General features: G+C 56.6%; 15 protein-coding genes. 7 read left to right on the top strand and 8 right to left on the bottom strand.

Going from position 1 to position 18616, the window contains the following annotated elements; translation table 11 throughout:
• Positions 1–111: 111 nt before the first annotated feature.
• From ACU6HM_RS12870 to ACU6HM_RS12880, 3 genes are read right to left on the bottom strand one after another with little or no spacing between them, the layout of a single operon-like run.
• A complete protein-coding gene (locus ACU6HM_RS12870) occupies positions 112–993 on the bottom strand; it encodes a branched-chain amino acid ABC transporter permease (protein ID WP_254498848.1) in 882 nt (293 codons plus the stop codon).
• A gap of 10 nt (positions 994–1003) precedes the next feature.
• Positions 1004–2245, bottom strand: coding sequence for an ABC transporter substrate-binding protein (locus ACU6HM_RS12875; RefSeq protein ID WP_031233034.1), 1242 nt, complete (start codon positions 2243–2245; stop codon positions 1004–1006).
• Positions 2246–2285: 40 nt separating this feature from the next.
• Positions 2286–2864 carry a cupin 2 protein gene (locus ACU6HM_RS12880; RefSeq protein WP_009460742.1) on the bottom strand — a complete coding sequence of 193 codons (579 nt, stop codon included), beginning with the start codon at positions 2862–2864 and terminating at the stop codon, positions 2286–2288.
• Between the two features lie 142 nt (positions 2865–3006).
• Here ACU6HM_RS12880 and ACU6HM_RS12885 point away from each other — a divergent pair, with 142 nt between their 5' ends.
• On the top strand, positions 3007–3612 hold the full coding sequence (locus ACU6HM_RS12885) for a TetR/AcrR family transcriptional regulator (protein ID WP_022983581.1): 606 nt from the start codon (positions 3007–3009) through the stop codon (positions 3610–3612).
• Between the two features lie 41 nt (positions 3613–3653).
• On the opposite strand, the gene ACU6HM_RS12890 is transcribed toward ACU6HM_RS12885, so the two are convergent.
• On the bottom strand, positions 3654–4568 hold the full coding sequence (locus tag ACU6HM_RS12890) for a LysR family transcriptional regulator (RefSeq protein ID WP_336974269.1): 915 nt from the start codon (positions 4566–4568) through the stop codon (positions 3654–3656).
• Between the two features lie 175 nt (positions 4569–4743).
• Between ACU6HM_RS12890 and ACU6HM_RS12895 the strand changes: the two genes are divergently transcribed.
• The 3 genes from ACU6HM_RS12895 (at position 4744) to ACU6HM_RS12905 (ending at position 10367) form a co-directional block, all read left to right on the top strand.
• Complete coding sequence (locus ACU6HM_RS12895; RefSeq protein ID WP_250756090.1) at positions 4744–5844, top strand: alkene reductase; 1101 nt, start codon at positions 4744–4746, stop codon at positions 5842–5844.
• 31 nt (positions 5845–5875) lie between these two features.
• Positions 5876–6898 carry a zinc-binding alcohol dehydrogenase family protein gene (locus ACU6HM_RS12900; RefSeq protein ID WP_250756089.1) on the top strand — a complete coding sequence of 341 codons (1023 nt, stop codon included), beginning with the start codon at positions 5876–5878 and terminating at the stop codon, positions 6896–6898.
• Positions 6899–7079: 181 nt separating this feature from the next.
• Complete coding sequence (locus ACU6HM_RS12905; RefSeq protein WP_446763909.1) at positions 7080–10367, top strand: autotransporter outer membrane beta-barrel domain-containing protein; 3288 nt, start codon at positions 7080–7082, stop codon at positions 10365–10367.
• A 117-nt stretch (positions 10368–10484) separates the two neighbouring features.
• Here the strand turns inward: ACU6HM_RS12905 and ACU6HM_RS12910 are convergent, their stop codons facing one another.
• Positions 10485–11012: a DUF2478 domain-containing protein gene (locus tag ACU6HM_RS12910; RefSeq protein WP_250756087.1), complete on the bottom strand. Its 528-nt coding sequence runs from the start codon at positions 11010–11012 to the stop codon at positions 10485–10487.
• Between the two features lie 285 nt (positions 11013–11297).
• Between ACU6HM_RS12910 and ACU6HM_RS12915 the strand changes: the two genes are divergently transcribed.
• Entirely contained in the window at positions 11298–12047 is a 750-nt protein-coding gene (locus ACU6HM_RS12915) for an IclR family transcriptional regulator (protein WP_250756086.1), read from the top strand.
• 117 nt (positions 12048–12164) lie between these two features.
• Here ACU6HM_RS12915 and ACU6HM_RS12920 read toward each other — a convergent pair whose 3' ends face one another.
• Genes ACU6HM_RS12920 through acuI form a run of 3 tightly spaced genes read right to left on the bottom strand, consistent with a single transcriptional unit; the run spans position 12165 to position 15097 of the window.
• Positions 12165–12917 carry an enoyl-CoA hydratase/isomerase family protein gene (locus tag ACU6HM_RS12920; RefSeq protein WP_009460760.1) on the bottom strand — a complete coding sequence of 251 codons (753 nt, stop codon included), beginning with the start codon at positions 12915–12917 and terminating at the stop codon, positions 12165–12167.
• Entirely contained in the window at positions 12914–14065 is a 1152-nt protein-coding gene (locus ACU6HM_RS12925) for a CaiB/BaiF CoA transferase family protein (protein WP_254498853.1), read from the bottom strand. The genes ACU6HM_RS12920 and ACU6HM_RS12925 overlap by 4 nt, the downstream gene beginning before the upstream one ends.
• A 45-nt stretch (positions 14066–14110) precedes the next feature.
• A complete protein-coding gene (acuI, locus tag ACU6HM_RS12930; protein WP_446763910.1) occupies positions 14111–15097 on the bottom strand; it encodes an acrylyl-CoA reductase (NADPH) in 987 nt (328 codons plus the stop codon).
• A 341-nt stretch (positions 15098–15438) separates the two neighbouring features.
• Between acuI and ACU6HM_RS12935 the strand changes: the two genes are divergently transcribed.
• Positions 15439–16437, top strand: a complete 999-nt coding sequence (locus tag ACU6HM_RS12935) for a Bug family tripartite tricarboxylate transporter substrate binding protein (RefSeq protein ID WP_250756085.1) — start codon at positions 15439–15441, stop codon at positions 16435–16437.
• 34 nt (positions 16438–16471) lie between these two features.
• Positions 16472–18574: an acetate--CoA ligase family protein gene (locus ACU6HM_RS12940; RefSeq protein WP_446763911.1), complete on the top strand. Its 2103-nt coding sequence runs from the start codon at positions 16472–16474 to the stop codon at positions 18572–18574.
• The last annotated feature ends 42 nt before the right edge of the window (positions 18575–18616 follow it).

An 18616-nucleotide genomic window follows, 5' to 3' on the forward strand; every position in this document is an offset into this window, starting at 1 on the left:
CAGGAACGCCAGTGTTCCAAGCAGGTCCAGCCAGCGTCCGGATCGGTGGATGCGAGCAGCCGGTCTTGTGTCGCGGTGTGCTCTTGTAAGAATTGATGTTTGCATAATTTTTTAGCCTAAAGCCCCACGGCGCCCCAGAAGGCCTTGGGGACGCGCCAGTAACATGAGAGTCATCAGCACATAGATGGAGAGTTCTTGGAACTCGGGGGCGAACAGGGTCACAAAACTGACAACCATGCCGATCAGCAGGCCGGCCAGTACAGCGCCAGATAAGGACCCCATCCCCCCTACGACCGTTACAACGAAGGCATCAACCAGAATGGCCGAACCCATATCCGGATGGACGCCCCGCATGGGTGCAGCCAGAATTCCTGATAGGGCGGCCAGTCCTGACCCCAGGGCAAAGGCCATCAGCCAGACTCGCGAAATGTCGATGCCCAGAATGCGGATTATGGTCCCGTCTTGGGCTCCAGCGCGGATAATCAGTCCCCAACGTGTGCGCTCCAGCAGCAGCCACAACAGCAATACGAGTCCCAGACAGAGCGCGATTAGAAAGAGCCGATACCCCGGCAAGAGGCCAAACCCAAGATCAACCACCTCGCTTAGGGCATCAGGAGTAGCAATATGGACACCCTCTCGGCCAAAAATCATGCGCACCGCATCGACGATGACGTATGCTGCCCCAAAAGTAAGCAGGAGGGGATAATCGATACCTTTGCCGTACAAGCGCCGAATCAGAAAGCGCTCAAAAAGTCCTCCAATGGCAGCCCCACCCAGAGCGGCTACAACGAGGGCTGCAGTAAAGCTTTGCGTGTACTCCAGCGTGACAAAGCCCAGGTAGGCGCCCAGCATGTAAAAGGCTCCATGTGAGAAGTTCACCACGTTAAGCAGGCCGAAAATCAGTGTTAGTCCTACCGCTAGCAGAACATAGATGGAGCCGAGCGCCAGTCCAGCTGCAGCTTGTTGGAAAATCAGGTCTATTGTCCATTCCATAGCGCTGCCCCTATGCGGTAAAGCCCAGGCTTTCACAAGACATCAAACGATTTTCCGCCGCCTCTTCGGTTGCCAGAATCTCAAATAAATCATCGTCAGTCTTGGCTTGTTCGGGAGCTTTGGACTGCACGATAAAAACAGATTGCACTGATTGATGGTCGCAACGACGGTAAAACTGGGGGCCTTTGTAGTAGTCGTACTGCATTGAGCTGAGCGTGTGAACAAGTGCGTCAGGTTCAATCGACTGAGCCTGGATTGCGGCTTTCAAGGGAGACAGGACGCTGGCATAACCCAAGGCCGCGTAATCAGATGGATTGGCACCATCCGAAATTGCACGAAATCCAGCGTTAAATTTGGCCGCGCTAGGCACCGAGTCTTCAATTCCCCAGTAGTAGCCGATGCAGCCTAAAACGTCTTCATAGACCTTATGTCCGTCCACTTGCCTGGCGGTATGCACCATAAGGGGAACAGCCAGTTTCATTTTGCGTTTCAGGCCAAACTCCCGGGCTTGCTTTAAAGCGACTTGTTGGTCTCTACCGAAATTATTGATGACCAGCAGGTCCGGTTTGAGCGCCAGAATGCGCGGGAACAATGTGGAGTAATCATTGACGCCTAAAGGGTGACGAATATCGTCGATGATTTCTGCCCCTTGCTGTTCTGCTGCGAGCCTGAAACCTGCGGCCATTTCTTGCCCATAGATATATTCGGCAGTCAGCATGACGATACGCTTGGCACCTTGTGGCACCACGTAGCGAGCCAGTGCGCCTGCAGTGGCCGTTGGTGTTAGCCCTTCATGAAACAGGTACTTGCTCCATTCAGTCGCCTGGTTTATCGAATCGGAATTGGCTATAGGGGTGTACGGTACACCTTTGGCCTTGATGACACTGTTGACCGAGAAGGCAGCTGGGCCAAAAGGACCTGCAATGAAATTAACCTTTTCCGTTTCGATCAGTTCCAGTGCGCGTGTTGCACCCTCGCCGGCATTCAGCCTGCAATCGCGTACCAGCAGTTCAGCCATGCGCCCCCCCAGGCCGCCAGCTTCATTGAATTGCTGGATAGCTAATTGGGCACCCAGCACTTCCAGGCGAGCGTCGGCGCCATAAGGGCCTGTAAGTGGAGCGATGAAACCGACCTTTATAGGTGAGTTGGCTTGTGCCCGTGCCCAGCTAGGCACGGATAAAGCCGTGAGTGAGGCCGCCGAAAACTGGAGTAATCGACGACGCTTTGGGGAGCAGAGAGCGTTCTTATCCATGAGAGGGATCCTTGAGAGCATGGGCCAGGCAACTGGAGGACTACTGAGTATTGGGTTGGTAAGGGGCAAACCGCTGTACCGCGTTTTCGGTGTACTCGACCTTAGGCTGTGTTCCGGCAATGACGTAAAGCAGCAGGGACTCTGCCTCGGGGTCGCCCTCGGTGATATTTTCAAATCCGCGGGCAATGCCGGCTGGCATGGAAATCACGTCGTAGGGGCCCAGATCTACATGCTCTTGCTCAGAGCCCTCGTTAAAGAAAAATCGCCAACGGCCTGTTAAAGGCATAAAAGTCTCGTTGGTGTCATGCACATGGGCAAAGGCACCGCAACCTGGCTTGGCACTGGCAAAGCCCAGATTAAATCCCTCATTGATTGCAATGGCTGCAGCCGCAGAGGCGGCGGAGCCGACAGGAGAAAGCCCACCCTCTTCAGGTGGAGCAAAGCCTATGACGTTCATCAGGGTTCGGACCCCCAATGGGTGATTCATATCGGGCAGTCCTGTGCTGGCACCACGCAGATCTGCGAATCTAGCGACACGGGTCAGCATCTCCTGGCGAGAGGCAACTCTGCAGGGGATGATGCGGTTGGAATTAGTGGGGTTTTGATTGTGCTCAATCATTGTCTCTTTCCTTAAAGTTTATCAAACGATAAAAAAGATTATCGTGCGATAATTTAAGTTCCGCAATTTAATTTAAATGAGGGGTTTCCCTAGCATGGCTGAGCACTTACCGCCTTCAGATACACCCAGAAAAGAGGCTGATATGCCACGGAAGCATTTGTCTGGGGTAGACCGACGAGATCAAATGGTGGAGCAGGCCATCGAGCTTTTTGCTCAAAAGGGATTTGCCTTGACGACCAGAGAGTTGGCTCGTGAGCTGCACATCACGCAACCACTGTTGTATCGATACTTTCCTAGCAAGCAGGAGCTGATTGAGCAAGTGTATGAGCGGGTGTTCTTAAGTCGCTGGAATCCGCTTTGGGAGGTCTGGCTGGCTGATCGAAGTCGTCCATTCCGGGATCGTTTGGTGCAGTACTTTGTGGACTACACCCAGGCAATATTAACTAGCGAATGGGTACGGATTTTTCTGTATGCGGGCTTGCAGGATCCGTCTTTGAACCAACGTTATCTGCAAATGCTTCATGAACGGATTTTCAGAATTCTGAGCCAGGAGTTGCATTACGACTTGGGGCGGGAGCAGGCCTTGACATCAGATCAGGCGATGCTGGAGAACGAGGCCTGGTGGGGGCTACACAGTAGTTTCTTTTATATGGGGGTACGCAAATGGGTGTATCAGCTTGAGGTGCCTGATGAACTGGATGCCGTGATTGCGTACCGTGTGGATGCTTTTTTGGACGGACTAAGGTAAAGATTTATGCGGCTAAGCCCAGTCTGTTTCAATAACCACCCTCAATAAGAGGGTGCCTGCCCCCATGCCTTGATTCGCTGGACTATAAATTGGTGCAGCTCGCGCAATAGCGGTGTGATCTGCTGGCGGCCAGCAGCCAGCAGGTAAAGGGGCGAGGCTTCAAAGCCCCAGTCTTGGCAAAGTGGAAGCAAGTGCCCTTTGGCAAGATCGTTCGCTACGTCGAAGTAGGCTTTATAGGCAATGCCTTTGCCCAATAAAGCCCAGCGCCTGACAACATCCCCATCGTTAGACACATTTACGGCTCTTACAGCTACAGTCATTGTCGGCTCACCGCCTCGTTCAAAACGCCAACGATCGTGTACGTCCTCACCTAGCATAAAACACAGGCAGTCATGGTTTTTGAGCTCATCAGGGGTCTTGGGGGTACCGTGACGACTTAGGTAAGAGGGGGCTGCACACAGCACGCGCCGATGCTGGGGGGCGATAGGCAGAGCCACCAAATTGGAGTCTGCCGGATGACCATAGCGAAAGGCTGCATCAATGGGTTCGCTGTATACATTAGCCAGCCGATCGGACAGATGCAGGCGTATGTCCACGCCCGGATTGGCATCCTGAAATTCATTTAACCAAGGCAACAGCACATTGCGCCCCAGATCGGACGGGGCGGCCAGCTTCAATTGGCCCCGGGAGCCTGGGCGGCCACTGGACAATTGCAGGCTGGCTTGCTGCAAGGCGGACAGGGCGGGACGACATTGAGCCAGAAACACTTCGCCTTCAGAGGTCAGCCGCAAATGGCGCGTGGAGCGCAGAAAAAGCTGTACACCCACTTCTGATTCGAGGCGTTTGATTGCCGCACTGGCGGCTGCCGGTGTTATGCCCAAACCTCGTGCCGTGGCGGACAGACTGGCGTTGTCAGCGGTGCGAACAAAAATTTCCAGATCTTGCAGTGCTTTCATAACGTGCCTCGCTGGGCTGGGTTTTTATGCTGAAAAGCTAATTAATGGAATTAATTATGACGCTATTTTCAACGTATTTTTGAATATCGTTTCAAGCAAAAGCCTGTTTTTCTAAAGATCCTGAAAAGGCACACTGTGATCCACATTTTCATTTTCTTGATGAGGCATACAAATCATGGGTCTAGCAACATCTACTTTGTTTTCGGCATTGAAAGTGGGCAGCTTGCAGTTGCCTAACCGTATCGTGATGGCTCCCATGACACGTAGCCGCACTGATCAGCCAGGAGATATTCCGAATGCGCTGATGGCCCAGTATTACGCTCAGCGTGCCAGTGCAGGCTTGTTAATTAGCGAAGCGACGCAGATTTCGCGACAAGGGCAAGGCTACAGCTTTACTCCCGGCATCTACACCCAGCAGCAGGTGCAGGGCTGGCGCTTGGTAACAGATGCTGTGCACCAAGCAGGTGGCCGGATTGTCTTGCAACTGTGGCATGTGGGTCGGATGTCTCATGCCAGCTTTCATGCAGATGGTCAGACTGTGGCCCCTTCCGCCTTGTCTCCCCAGGCTCAGGTTTGGGTAGTGGGGGAGGACGGGGTGGGGCGGATGCTGGATTGCCCCGTACCGCGCGCCCTGAGCGAGCAAGAGATTGCAGCTGTGATTAAGGACTACCGCCAGGCGGCCGCCAAGGCCATGCAAGCGGGATTTGATGGCGTGGAAATCCATGGTGCCAATGGCTACCTGATTGATCAGTTCCTGCGCACCACATCCAATCACCGTGAAGATGCTTATGGGGGCAGTGTGGAGAACCGTATTCGTTTTGCCACAGAGGTGGTCGAAGCAGTAGCGGCAGAGATAGGAGCAGAGCGCACGGGTATCCGTCTGGCCCCCTTTATTACGCAGCGAGCCATGAACTGCCCCGAAATCATTCCAACGATCTTGCAGTTGGCCAAGGGATTGGACGGCAAGGGTCTGGCCTACATTCACTTGTCAGAGGCTGATTGGGATGATGCCCCTGAGATTCCTGATGATTTTCGCCATGCCTTGCGTGCCCACTTTTCGGGTCGAATTATGGTTGCGGGCAAATATGACGCACACAGAGCCGAGAAGATTGTAAAGAGTGGCCTGGCTGATCTGGTGGCGTTTGGTCGCCCCTTTATCGCCAATCCGGATTTGCCTGCACGCTTGCGTGATCAGCTTCCCTTGGCAAGCTTCGATCCACAAACCTTGTTTGGGGGTGGCGCACACGGGTATACCGATTATCCGAGCATGGCCTAAGACAGGTCATTGATTTTTATAAGGAAAAAAGATGAAAGCGATTGCGTATAAAGCGCCCCAAGCGATAGAGCTGCCTGAGTCCCTGATGGATATTGAGTTGCCCGACCCGGTGGCCACAGGCCGCGACTTGCTGGTCCAGGTAAAAGCGGTGTCCGTCAACCCGGTCGATACCAAGGTGCGACAGCGTGGTGGGCCGGATGCCGGGCAGCAGTACAAGGTGTTGGGCTGGGATGCCAGTGGCATTGTGAAGGCGGTTGGCCCTGAGGTCCGCTTGTTCAAACCGGGTGATCGCGTCTGGTATGCCGGTTCGATTGCGCGTCCGGGCACGAACAGCCAACTGCATCTGGTCGATGAGCGCATCGTGGCGCATGCACCCAAATCGCTGGATTTTGCCGCAGCAGCCGCTTTGCCCCTGACCACCATCACTGCCTGGGAAATGCTGTTTGACCGTCTGGGGATCGCACCTGGCAAGGCTCCCAGCGGCAAGAGCCTGCTGATTGTAGGGGCGTCCGGTGGAGTGGGCTCCATCATGACGCAACTGGCATCCCGCCTGACTTCCTTGACCGTGATTGGCACCGCTTCCCGCCCCGAAACCCAGGCCTGGGTGCGTGAACTGGGTGCCCACCATGTGATTGATCACAGCAAGCCCTTGACTGACGAGCTGGAGCGTATCGGCTACCCGCAAGTGGACTATGTCGTCAGTCTGACGCATACCGATCAGCACTTTGAGCAGATTGTTCAGGCCATCGCCCCGCAAGGAAAGTTTGGCCTGATTGATGATCCCGCCAGTCTGGATGTCAGCCAGCTCAAGCGCAAATCTGTGTCCTTGCATTGGGAGTTCATGTTTACCCGCTCCTTGTTTGGCACGGACGACATGCTGGCCCAGCATCGCTTGTTGAGCGAAGTCGCTGACCTGATTGATGCCGGTCTGATCCGCACAACCTTGACCGAGCGTTTTGGCAGTATCAATGCCAGCAATCTGAAAAAAGCCCATGCCTTGCTGGAGTCGGGTAAAGCACGTGGCAAGCTGGTGCTGGAGGGGTGGGACGCGTAAACCGCTTATTGTGTTTTGAGCCACCAACCCGCGTTGCCATATGGCCACAGCGGGTTTTTGGTGGTTTGAATTAAACGGTTTCCAGGCTTTATTTGCATTAATGTGCTTGCTCGGAGGTTGTCCCTGGGGCGTTTACTACATGGGACGTCTTGTGTATTGCCCACGCCTGGAGCCCAAGCTCATGTCCGCGATTTTGAAAACCCTGTTCAGTGCTGGTGTCTTGCTAGCGGCTTCGGCCAGCGCCCACGCCTACCAGACTGAAATTATCTACAACAAGAAAGGGGAAGCGGCCTTTGAACTGCGGGTCTTTGGCCCTCAGGATGGCCCTTATGGCAATATTGGGCCGTCGGCCTTTGATGTGGACGAAAACGGCCGCCGCAAGATTCGTGCGGCGCTGGAGCGCTGGGCTGAAATCCTGATTCTGCCGCCGAATTACCGTCCCGGCGTTGTCCATCTGGGCACCTTCGCGGCGCCCGGTGCCTCTGCCAGCAGCGATCCCTGGTTGATGGCGGGTGATCCGGTGGCGGTTTCCATGCTGCAGGCCGCTCTGTTCAATGCCTTGTCGCCAGAGGACTACGACAGCCCCCATGGGATTATCAATATCGGGCTGATGCCCTTTGATACGGCCCCGGTCAATCCCAGCCAATTACCCTTGACGGGTCAGGCGGACTATAACGGGGTCATTTTTCACGAGTTGGCGCATGCCCTGGGTTTGGGGAATGTGGTTGCCGACAGGAATGGGCCTGGCACAGGTACACCGCAGTTTGCTCCTTTCCTGAATCGGTGGGCGGCGGGTTTGCGGGATGACAATGGCAATCCGGCCCGCCCTGAGCAGAACATTCTGTGTACGCCTTGCAGTCATCCCTATGATGCGCAGGCCTTCGATCTGCGCAAGGATCAGGGCTACTTTACCGGCCAGCATGTGCAGGAGGTGTTGGGTGATGCCATGCCCGGCGTCCCGGTCAGCATTCTGACTTTTCATGACAATCCTGCTGCCGGTATAGACACGGATTACATGAGTCACAGCGAGTTGCGCAACAGCTTGATGAGCCATCAACGTTACCGCAATTACACCAACTTCATGGAAGCTGAAATCGCGGTGATGCAGGATCTGGGCTTGCAGATCGACCGGCGTAATTTCTATGGTTATTCGGTTTACGGGGATGACGTCACTCTGGTCAATCAGAATGGTTTCTTTGCCCGTAATGCCGAGGGTACGGCGTATCTGCCGGGGCAGTACAACACCGCGACTCAGGGCCTGGGCCTGCACATTTATGGCCAGCGCAATACGATTACCCAAGCGGCGGATTTGCTTGGCGCCGGCCCTGGCGGTATAGGCGTGCGGGTGGACGGTAGTGAAAACACACTGATTATTCCGGCCTCTACACGTATCCATGCCCAGGGCTGGGTTGGGCGTGGTCTGCAGTTCAGCTATGGCCGTAATCACACGATCGTGCAGCAGGGCGAAGTGCGTGCGCAGGGTGAGGACGGGGTGGCGGCATTGTTTGATTTTGGCAATAACGCCAGGGGCAATCAGGATGGTTATCATGGTTCATGGCAATGGTTCTCGCCGTTGGAGAACAAGCCGCTTGGCTATGTGCCCCAGATTTTGCAGGGCGCACTCATCAAGGACTACCATTTAGCCGGTCTCTTGTCGGGCAAGAAAGCCGCTATCCAGATTTCCAGCAATGCACAGGTTGAGAATATCAACGTCATGCAAGGTGCCCGGATTCAGGGCGATATCCTGTCTGACTATTCCACTCGTCAAAGCAACGGCGAGCTGTTTGTCACCCATGTGAATTTTGGGCAGAAAGCAGATGAGCAAGGGCGTGCCACGCTAGAGGCCGATCCTGATTTCCGCCTGCGTTATGACGGCAATATTCAGGGCGCGGACAACTTGGCCGTGGTGATTGCAGGGGGCGAAAGCTCGCTCAATGGCCAGCATCAACTGCATGGTCTGCGTGTGGATGCAGGCGCTACGCTGAGCGGCAATAGCAGCTACGCCATCAATCCGGAAGGTAATTTCAGTAACCACGGCACCTTGAGCCCGGGTAACTCCTTTGGTCAGATGACGATTCAAGGCGATTTCGTTCAGGCTCCTGAAGGCCGGGTATTGATCGAAGCCGACACGCGTCAGCATGACCGGATTGAAGTGCAAGGTCTGGCTCAACTGGCTGGTGAATTGAAGCTGCAATTGCAGCCTGACTGGTATGCCGATGGCTGGTCCTTGAGCCAGAACACGGTCTTTCAGGCCACACAGACCCAGGGTGGTTTTGATCTGCTGACTGCCAGCCTGAATTCGCCCAGCCTGAGCGTGCACGTGAATAACGCTGGCTGGTCGGTCAGCCGTCAGGCAACGGCTTATTCGCCCTACGCAGGCAATCCGAATGCGGGTGCCGTGGGCCGCAGTCTGGAGCAGGCCTCCACTGACAATCAGCGTCCCTTGGCCTCTGTCTACCAGGCTTTGGACTTCTCCGCAGCGGATGGCAGCGAGATTGGTGACGCACTCAATCAGTTAAGTGCTGGTGCTTATGGGGCTCAATTGGCGGCCAGCTTGCGTCGCGAGCAGTTGGTGTCCGAGCAACTGCGTCAGCGCCCTGGCCTGGGCAAGGATGGCTGGCAGACTTTCATCCAGCCTTTTGGTGGCCGTTATCACTGGCAGTTAAGCAGCAATGATGTAGACCACCGCAGCCAGACTTATGGTGTCGTGTTCGGTGCGGAACATCGCGCTGCAGGCAGCGATTGGAGCTTGGGTGCCCATGCAACCGCCAATGAGCAAAGCTTGAATATAGATGCCCCTTATCAGGCCAAGAGCACGCTGACGGGGTTGGGTGCCGGTGTGCATGCCTTGTACCGTGCTGATGCTCGTGAGGGCTGGCAAGGTCTGGCGCAAGTTCGTATGGGCTTGGAACAGGGCAAATTGAACCGACGTATCGCGTTTTCTGACTATCAGGCCAATCCCAAATCTGACTGGACTGGCCATACCTTTGCAGCGGGTCTTCAGACTGCCTATAGCTGGCCCTTGGGCGAGGCAGGCAGCATAGGTCCGGTTCTGGCTTTGGACTATCTGCGTTACAGCCGCCCTGGTTTACGTGAAGAGGGGGATGCGGGTAGCCTCTTGCAGCTGGATTCGACCCGTGCCCATTCCTTGCAAGCGTCGCTGGGTCTGGCTGTCAGTCAGGTTTGGGAGTTGAAGCAGGGCCGTCGTTTACAGACCGGGGTCTCCGCTTCCTGGGAGCAGGCTTTGCTGGGCCGCAAGCAGACACAATATGCACAGTTTGAGGCTTCACCACAGACAGGTTTTGATGGTCGCTATGCGCGTGTCGATAGCCATGCGCTGGCATTGCGGGCGGGCTTGACGTTGCAAAGCTCCGAGCGTTTGCGTTTGGGGGTGTCCGCAGGGACCCGTTTGCTGGGCAATAGCCGGGCAGATATTTCGGGGAGTGTGTCGCTGAACTGGGCGTTCTAGGCGGGATTAGCCGGGGTTTTGAAGGGCTATCTGTTAGCCATGACTATTTGATAGGGAACTGCCGGATTGATTCTGGCAGCTCCGTAAATTGGATCACGCTAGCCCCGTTGAAGGCCTTCAGGCGGCCTGGCGGCTGTTCTCGAACCAGTCCCACAGTGCCTGACGCTCCGGCTCCAGTTCCACCGCCAGGCCACCTGTAAACTCACGCCATGCAGGCAGGTAGGTGTGGGCCACAACAGTCAGCACCGGGTAGCCCTGGTCGATCAAGGCCAGGATCTCGTTGTTGAAGCCCTGGCCGTCCGCTTCCATGATTCCAAAGCGATTCACAATCACCAGATCAGCCGAGCTTTCCAGCGCCTGCCGCAGTACTGCGCTGGCTTCCAACAAGGCACCAATGTCCAGGCAACAGGCGGTGGATTCCGACCCCAGGTTCTGGGTAATGGGATACAGCGTACCCTTGTCCAGATCCTGTACCGTGCGCAGGCTATGGCCTTCCTTCTGAATTTCCGGACCTTGCACCAGACCACAGACGCGATAGTTCTTCGCGCGCAATTCCTGCACGAATTCCAGTAGCAAGGCGTCGGCACTGCCTTTGCCTGCGTGCACGATGGCCGCAAGGGCAAGAGGCGGGGAATTGGTGTCCATCGGGATGTGGCTCCGGGCAGTAGAAAGAGAAGGCAAGGCTCTTTGTACACGCATTGGGCCTGGGCTGGAAAGCGGAAAAACCTCTGTGCTGCTGGCCGGTGTTTGGCCTTGGTGGGTAGCAGGCTTGTTGTTTAAGGTTCAAGTCTCGAAGCCTTTCTGCTTGAACAGCGGATGGAACTGTTGCGAAAGCCGCTTGCTGCTTTGCTATACGGGCTTGTCTGGCTATGGCGTGGTTCTGTTCCATGAGACAATTCATGCACTTTTAGTGACTGATGGGATATTCGATTGGACAAGACTTTTGTTAAGGGCCTGGTGCTCCTGGAAGCCCTGGCCAAGCACGAACGCGGTTCGGGTGTCACCGAACTGGCCAATCAATTGATGCTCAATAAAAGCAATGTGCATCGCCTGTTGCAGGCCCTGGTTCACCAGGGCTTTGCACGCAAGAATGAAGATACGGGTCGCTACGAGCTGACCATGAAGCTCTGGGAGCTGGGCTCGGGCCTGGCCAACCGTCTGGATGTGCGGGTGGAAGCCTTGTCTTTCATGAAAGAGCTGGCCGAGCAAACCCAGGAGACGGTGCATTTGTCGTTGCTGGACGGGGTCGAGGTGCTGTATATCGAAAAGATAGACAGCCCGCAGCCCGTGCGCGCCTACACCACGGTGGGTGGTCGCTCGCCTGCGCAATGTGTGGCTACCGGCAAGGCCATGCTGGCATGGGCCAGTGAAGACACCTTGAATCTGGTCAAGAACCGCCTCAAGCCTTATACGCCTCGCAGTCTGGTCAAGTTTGGTGATTTGCGCCGAGAGTTGGAGCAGGTGCGTGAACAGGGCTATGCCATTAACCGTGGCGAATGGCGTGAGCAGGTCGTGGGGGCGGCTGCGCCTATTTACGATAGTCGTGGAATGGTGGTGGCGGCTTTGGGTATTTCCGGGCCTGCGGAACGTCTGGAGGAAGCCCGGCTGGTTCAGGCCGGTAAAACCTTGATGACGGCAGCGGCACAGATCTCGCGCCGTTTGGGCTATAGCGGCCGTTAAGCTGCTACAGCCCCAGTCAGCTTGCCCTGGCTGCAAGAAGCCGCCCGGATGCCAATTGCCCCCAAAATCTGGATGCGTCTCCAGTTTTTGGGGGCAGTTCCATTCAGGAAAGAAAATTCAAGATTTTGCGGCTTGCCGGAAGGCCGCAATTCTTTGTTTGAGGCCGGGTGCGGAAGCAGAGCGTACCAAGGCTGCCATATCCCGATCAGCTTGTTGTGGGCAGCCCGTTAACTGATGCAGATAGGTGCGACTGGTGGCGTCCAGCAAGCCCGCAGTCTGTTGAGCCTGCTCGATGACAGCAGGCCATGTATCGGGTTCTTGTATGCCGTTAATAAAACCCAGTTGCTCCGCTTTGGCAGCATCAAAAATCTGGCTTCCTGCCAGAAGTTGATGAGCCTGCTGGCCGCCGATCAGGGCAGCCAGTCTGCCCGTTCCCAACGCCAGACCAAACTGCAGTCCAGGCATGCGAAAGCGGGCGTCGGCACTGGCGATGCGCTGACGGCACACGGCAATCAAGTCCACGCCTGCGCCAAAGTTCTGCCCATGCGCCAAGGCCAGGGTGGCGCAGGGCGTATAGGCCAGCATCTGCAAGAGGGTTTCAATGCGGATAAAGCGCAGTACCAGGTCCCCCTCGCTTTCTTGCTCGTAGTCGCTGAAGTCAAAACCGGCACTGAAATTGCGGCCTTCACCGCGCAATATCAGCAGATCCGCCTGGGCCTTTTCCGCGGCCTGCACGGCCGCGATCAAGGCTTCGACCAGATCGGCCGACAAGGCATTGCGCTTGTCAGGCCGGTTCAGCGTCAGTGTCCAGACTTTGCCCGCGCAGTCCACGATCAAGCCGGGACTGCTGCTGCAATACGGCTCTGTCATGGGGTAACTCCGTGCAAGATGCTGTCGTTATGTTCGCCCAATGCCGGGGGGGCCATGCGGACGGGCAAGCCCACTCCATTGATACGCAGGGGCGAGACAAAGGTGCGCGTCTCGGTGTCTGTGCCCGGCAGGCGAATGTTTTGCACCCACTCCATGTGCTCGACCTGCGGGTCTCGCAGCACGTCGGAATAGCGGTTGATGGGACTGCAGGGCACGCCTTGGGCACGGAATTGCGCTAGCCAATGTTCGGAGTCGTGCTGCGCAAAAATGGCTTCCAGCAGTTCACGCAAGGCGTCTTGATGTTTGGCGCGCAGGGTGGTGCTGGTGAAACGCTCGTCCTCGGTCAGGTCCGGGCGTTCTACAACCTGACAGACGGAGCGCCACAGCGCATCGTTGCCCGCTGCCATGGCGAAGTAACCGCCTTTGCACTGGAACGCCTGGTAGGGGGCATTGCGTGGGTGGGCGGAACCCAGCTTGTCCGGGTCGCGACCACTGCCGAAATACTCTGAGGTTTGCAGTGCGGCGATGGCCAGGGTGGTCCCCAGCATGGGCACGTCGATATGTGCCCCCTGACCGGTGGCGCGGGCTTGAGGCAAGGCGGCACTGATGGCAAACGCCGCATATAAACCGGCCGCAAAGTCCGCCAGTGGAACTCCGCATTTAACGGGGGCTCCACCTGCTTCGCCCGTCACGCTCATCACGCCGCTCATGGCCTGAATCGTCAGGTCAAAACCGCCTTCCTGCGAGCGGGGGCCGCTTTGTCCGTAGGCAGAAATTGAGCAGTACAGCAGTCTGGGATTCAGGGCCTTAAGGCTTTCATAATCCAGCCCCAAGCGCTGCATGACGCCGGGCCGATTGTTTTCCAGCAAGACGTCTGCATCCAGTACCAGTTGGCGTGCCTTGGCTACATCTTCGGGGTTCTTCAGATCTAGCGTTACCGAGCGCTTGTTGCGGTTCAGCGAAGCAAAGTTCTCGCTATATCCTTGGTTGATGGGCGGCCAGCTTCGCAAGGTGTCACCCCCTTTGGGGTGTTCGATCTTGATGACGTCAGCCCCCATATCGGCCAACAACATACCGCAGTACGGGCCAGCGGCCACATTGCAAAATTCCAGTATCCGAACCCCGTTCAGGGGCAATGTCGTATCCATGAATCAGCTCCAGAGCATGATAGGTAGATGGGGGCCGACAGGGCCTTATGCGTTCACATCAACCACGATGCGGCCGCGTACCTTGCCTTCCAGTAACTGGCCGGCTTGATCAATGGCTTGGGAAAGTGTGATGGTGCTGGCGCCGATGCGCTCCAGGGCTTCGATAGACAAATGCTTGGCCAGCAAGTCCCAGGCCGCCAGGCGCTCGGGTTTGGGGCAATGGACGCTGTCCACCCCAATCAATTGCACACCACGCAGAATGAAGGGGGCCACGGAAGCGGGGAAATCCATGCCCTGGGCCAGACCGCAAGCGGCGACTGCACCCAGGTATTGCGTGCCTGCGCAGACATTGGCCAGGGTATGGCTGCCTACGCTGTCGATGGCTCCGGCCCAGCGCTCCTTGCCCAGTGGCTTGCCCGGTTCGCTCAAGGTGTTGCGGTCCACAATCTCGCTGGCGCCCAGCGCCTTCAGATAGCTTTCTTCCTTAGGTCGGCCTGTGCTGGCCATGACGGTGTAGCCCAGGGCATGCAGCAGGGCCACGCTGACACTGCCTACGCCACCCGCGGCACCTGTCACCAGAATCGGGCCCTTGTCCGGCGTGACGCCTTGGCGCTGCAAGGCACGCACGCACAGGGCAGCGGTATAGCCGGCGGTGCCTATCATCATGGCTTGCTGGGTAGAGAAGGCCTCAGGCAGGGGAATCAGCCAATCGCCTTTCACGCGTGCCTGTTGTGCCAGGCCACCCCAATGTACTTCGCCCAAGCCCCAGCCATTGAGCACCACTTTCTGGCCGGACTTGAAATTCGGGTCGCTGCTGTCGGTCACCGTGCCAGCAAAGTCGATGCCGGGCACCATGGGGAACTGGCGCACTACGGGGGATTTACCCGTCATGGCCAGGCCGTCTTTGAAATTCAGGGTGGAGTAGTCGATGCGGACGGTAACCTGGCCTTCGGGCAGGGCGGACTCGTCCAGGGATTGCAGGCTGGCTTTGTATTGGCCGTCGGTTTTGTCGATGACGATGGCAGAGAACATGAGTGAATTCCTTCGATCAGTTAAGGGTTTGTGTTCTGATATTTGGAACAGCGTTCTTCAAATTGACATGGAAAAGCAGTGTTTTCATTTTATCCAGAAGCTCGTTGCGGTCAAGCCCAATGCGACCAGATGATCGAACTGGGGAAATCCCGAAGGGGTTTAATAGTTGACACCTGAAATCAAATATCCCACTATTTGAACCGTTGTCCTAAGTTACTTGTGTTGTTGCTGTCTGTTGTATTCAAGCCGTTCTCACGGCATTTTTAATATCAAAAACAAGAACAGCGTTCTATATATTGGAACACAAAGAGAGGAAAACTCTCACACAGGAGGCAAGGATCATGTTCAGTTCTTTTTTTTCGCGCACAGGGCTTCTACGCACAGTGCTGGTCTCGGGACTGGCGGCAGTCAGCAGCTTTTCTGCCCCGGCGGCCATCGCGGCCGATACCTATCCCAGCCGTGAAGTGACCTTTGTGGTTCCCTATCCCCCAGGCGGTAACAGCGACAATCTGGCGCGTCTGTTTGCCGACCGTCTGCGCGTCAAGCTTGGCGTTCCCATCGTGATTGAAAACCGGCCCGGCGGCACCACCTCACTGGGCACGTCTATCGTGGGTCGCGCCAAACCCGATGGCTACACCTTGTTGCTGGCCACCAGCACCGCCTTTACCGTGCTGCCCTATATACGCGACGTGCCTTATGACCCGATCAAGGGCTTTGATTTTGTAGGCAGTCTGGCCGGTTACCTGCCCATCATGACGGTGCGCAATGATTTGCCGGTCTCCAACCTGAAAGAGTTTGTCGAGCTGGCCCGCAAGGAGCCCGGCACCTTGACCTATGGTTCGGCAGGTATTGCGTCTGGCGGTCACCTGGCTGGAGAAATTCTGGAAAACGCCGAGAAACTGGACTTGCTGCATGTGCCGTTCAAAGGCTCGGCAGACACCATGACGGCCTTGATGGGCAATCACATCGATTTCTTTATTGATGGAGTCGGGCTGGAGCTGGTGAAGAGCGGCAAGGCCAAAGCCCTGGTGACCTATGCCAGCGTGCGTCATCCCGAATTGCCGGATGTGCCCACACCGAAAGAAGCCGGTTTTGATCTGGCCCTGCCTTTTGAAGGGTTCTGGGGGCTGGCGGTGCCGGCTGGCACCCCTGACGATGTCATGAAGAAGCTGGCCAAGGCTACCGAAGAAATCCTGGCCGAGCCGCAGACTCAAGAGCGTTTCCACCGCATCAGTGTCAGTGCCAGCTGGAAAGACGGCGATGCGTATGCCAAGGATCTGGAGCAGAGTCGGGCTTATTACAGCGAGCTGCTCAAGACCATCAAGATGAGCGATGACTAAACGCTCACAGAACCACCAACAGGAGACAAACGTGATGGAAACCGTCACTTGCGCCAGCACGCTGGACGCTTTGCTGGACCCGGCATCCATAGCTTTGGTCGGCGCCTCGGAAGATCAGTCCAAGTTTGGCGGGCGACTGTTCCGTATGCTGCTCAAGCACGGTTATGGCGGCAAGGTCCTGCCTATCAATCCCAGCCGCAGCAGTTTGTTTGGTTTGCCCGCTGTGCCCGGTCTGGCTGCACTGGATAGCGCTCCGGATCTGGCCGTGTTTACGGTGGGGGCCGATACCGTTCTGGAACAGGCGCAGATTGCGGCCCAAATGGGGGTACGCGGTTTGCTGGTGATCTCTGCGGGCTTTGCTGATGCAGGCGAGCGCGGGCTGGAGCGCGAGCAGGCCTTGCTGCGTATCTGCCGTGACTCGGGCATGCGACTGATCGGTCCCAATTGCCTGGGCATGATCAGCCCCAGCCGCAGTCTGGTGCTGTGCTCTTCGCCGGTGCTGGACAGAGACAGCCTGCCGGAACGGCCTATTGGTTTTGTCAGCCAAAGCGGTGCCTTGATGACTACCTATTTTGATCGGGCCTGGGCGATGGGCGGTGGCTTTACCTACGGTTTTTCGGTGGGTAATCAGGCTGACCTGGATCTGTGCGACTTTGTGGATTTCCTGATTGATGATCCCAAGACGCAAGTGATCTGTACTTATATAGAGGGCATTAAAGATACCCAGGCTTTGCGTCGCACAGCTCGTCGGGCGCAGGCGGCGGGCAAGCCCTGGCTGGCCGTCAAGGCAGGGCGCTCCAGTGCGGGCAAGGCGGCCGCCTTTTCGCATACCGCCAGCGTAGCGGGTGACCATGATGTGTTTGCCAGTGTCTGTCGCGATGAAGGCATCAGCCTGATGGACGATATGGGGGCCATGCTCTTGCTGGCAAACAGCATGGTGCGCTTTACCAGCAACAAGATCTCCAAAGTCGCGATTGTGACGCCTTCGGGTGGCGGTGGGGCCTTGGCTGCAGATGCTTTGGCAGAGCATGGCGTGGAACTGTCCAGTTTTTCCGCTACTACCAAGCAGGCTCTGGCTGCCCACTACCCGGCAGGGCAGGCGGATAACCCGGTTGATCTGGGAGCGCGTCTGACGCAGGACTCCACCGAAGTGGCCCGCGCTACTTTGGATGCCTTGATGCAGGATCAGCAAAGTGACGTGTTATTGATCACGGCTTCCATGTGTCCGCAGGAGTGGATGGCGGCCCTGATTGAAAAAATCATCCACCCCGAACCGCACTGGGCCAAGCCCGTGATGGTGGCGTTTGATGCGGGCGCAACATCCGAGCCTTTGCGGCAGAAACTGGCCCAGCACGGCCATGCGTATGCCAGTTCCAGTCTGGAAGCGGCGCTGGCCTTGTCCGCCTGGAAACGTCACGGCCAGTTTGTGCCGCGCCAGCAAGCCTTGCGTCCCAGTGCCTGCCAAGCGCCTACGGTCATGCCGTGCGGTGTTTTGAATGAAGATCAGTCCAAACGTCTGCTGGCGCATTACGGCCTGCCCGTGAATCTGGGCCAGGTGTGCGAGGACGTGGAACAGGCCGTGGTGCAGGCCGAGCAGATTGGCTATCCGGTGGTGATGAAGATTGTGTCTCCCGACATCGTCCATAAAACCGAAGCGGGTGGGGTGGCGCTGGATGTGGCCGACGACGCCAGCTTGCGACGCGATTTTGCTCGGCTCTACGCCAATGCCAAAGCCTATAAAGCAGATGCCCGTCTGGAAGGCGTTTTGGTACAGGCCATGGCCAAAGGGGATGTGGAACTGCTGATCGGGGCACGTCAGGATGCGCAGTTTGGCCCGGTCGTGGTGTTTGGTGCAGGCGGCATTCTGGTGGAAATGTTGTCAGACCGGGTGATTGCCGCGGCCCCTTTAACCCTGGCTGATGCAGATCGACTTTTATCTACCTTGATGATCGACAAGCTGCTGAAGGGGTACCGGGGACGCATGCTGGATCGTGACGGTGTGCTCGATGCGATTGTGCGTGTCAGCTTCCTGGCCCACGACTTGCGCGACACCAACTTTGAATTGGATATCAACCCCTTGATCGTGGCGGCTACCCGCTGTCACGCCGTTGATGCCCGCCTGTCCATAGGCGAATAAAACCAAAACCTATTCTTTGAAAAATACCCAGGAGGAGTAAAC

Source organism: Alcaligenes sp. RM2 (genome assembly GCF_052931795.1).

What these genes read in the sequence shown, in the direction of transcription:
- ACU6HM_RS12895 (WP_250756090.1), top strand. Translation starts at nt 4,744, where the DNA reads ATGGGTCTAGCAACATCTACTTTGTTTTCGGCATTGAAAGTGGGCAGC.
- ACU6HM_RS12875 (WP_031233034.1), bottom strand. Translation starts at nt 2,245, where the DNA reads ATGGATAAGAACGCTCTCTGCTCCCCAAAGCGTCGTCGATTACTCCAG.
- ACU6HM_RS12885 (WP_022983581.1), top strand. Translation starts at nt 3,007, where the DNA reads ATGCCACGGAAGCATTTGTCTGGGGTAGACCGACGAGATCAAATGGTG.
- ACU6HM_RS12870 (WP_254498848.1), bottom strand. Translation starts at nt 993, where the DNA reads ATGGAATGGACAATAGACCTGATTTTCCAACAAGCTGCAGCTGGACTG.
- ACU6HM_RS12890 (WP_336974269.1), bottom strand. Translation starts at nt 4,568, where the DNA reads ATGAAAGCACTGCAAGATCTGGAAATTTTTGTTCGCACCGCTGACAAC.
- ACU6HM_RS12905 (WP_446763909.1), top strand. Translation starts at nt 7,080, where the DNA reads ATGTCCGCGATTTTGAAAACCCTGTTCAGTGCTGGTGTCTTGCTAGCG.
- ACU6HM_RS12920 (WP_009460760.1), bottom strand. Translation starts at nt 12,917, where the DNA reads ATGACAGAGCCGTATTGCAGCAGCAGTCCCGGCTTGATCGTGGACTGC.
- acuI (WP_446763910.1), bottom strand. Translation starts at nt 15,097, where the DNA reads ATGTTCTCTGCCATCGTCATCGACAAAACCGACGGCCAATACAAAGCC.
- ACU6HM_RS12935 (WP_250756085.1), top strand. Translation starts at nt 15,439, where the DNA reads ATGTTCAGTTCTTTTTTTTCGCGCACAGGGCTTCTACGCACAGTGCTG.
- ACU6HM_RS12900 (WP_250756089.1), top strand. Translation starts at nt 5,876, where the DNA reads ATGAAAGCGATTGCGTATAAAGCGCCCCAAGCGATAGAGCTGCCTGAG.
- ACU6HM_RS12910 (WP_250756087.1), bottom strand. Translation starts at nt 11,012, where the DNA reads ATGGACACCAATTCCCCGCCTCTTGCCCTTGCGGCCATCGTGCACGCA.
- ACU6HM_RS12940 (WP_446763911.1), top strand. Translation starts at nt 16,472, where the DNA reads ATGGAAACCGTCACTTGCGCCAGCACGCTGGACGCTTTGCTGGACCCG.
- ACU6HM_RS12925 (WP_254498853.1), bottom strand. Translation starts at nt 14,065, where the DNA reads ATGGATACGACATTGCCCCTGAACGGGGTTCGGATACTGGAATTTTGC.
- ACU6HM_RS12880 (WP_009460742.1), bottom strand. Translation starts at nt 2,864, where the DNA reads ATGATTGAGCACAATCAAAACCCCACTAATTCCAACCGCATCATCCCC.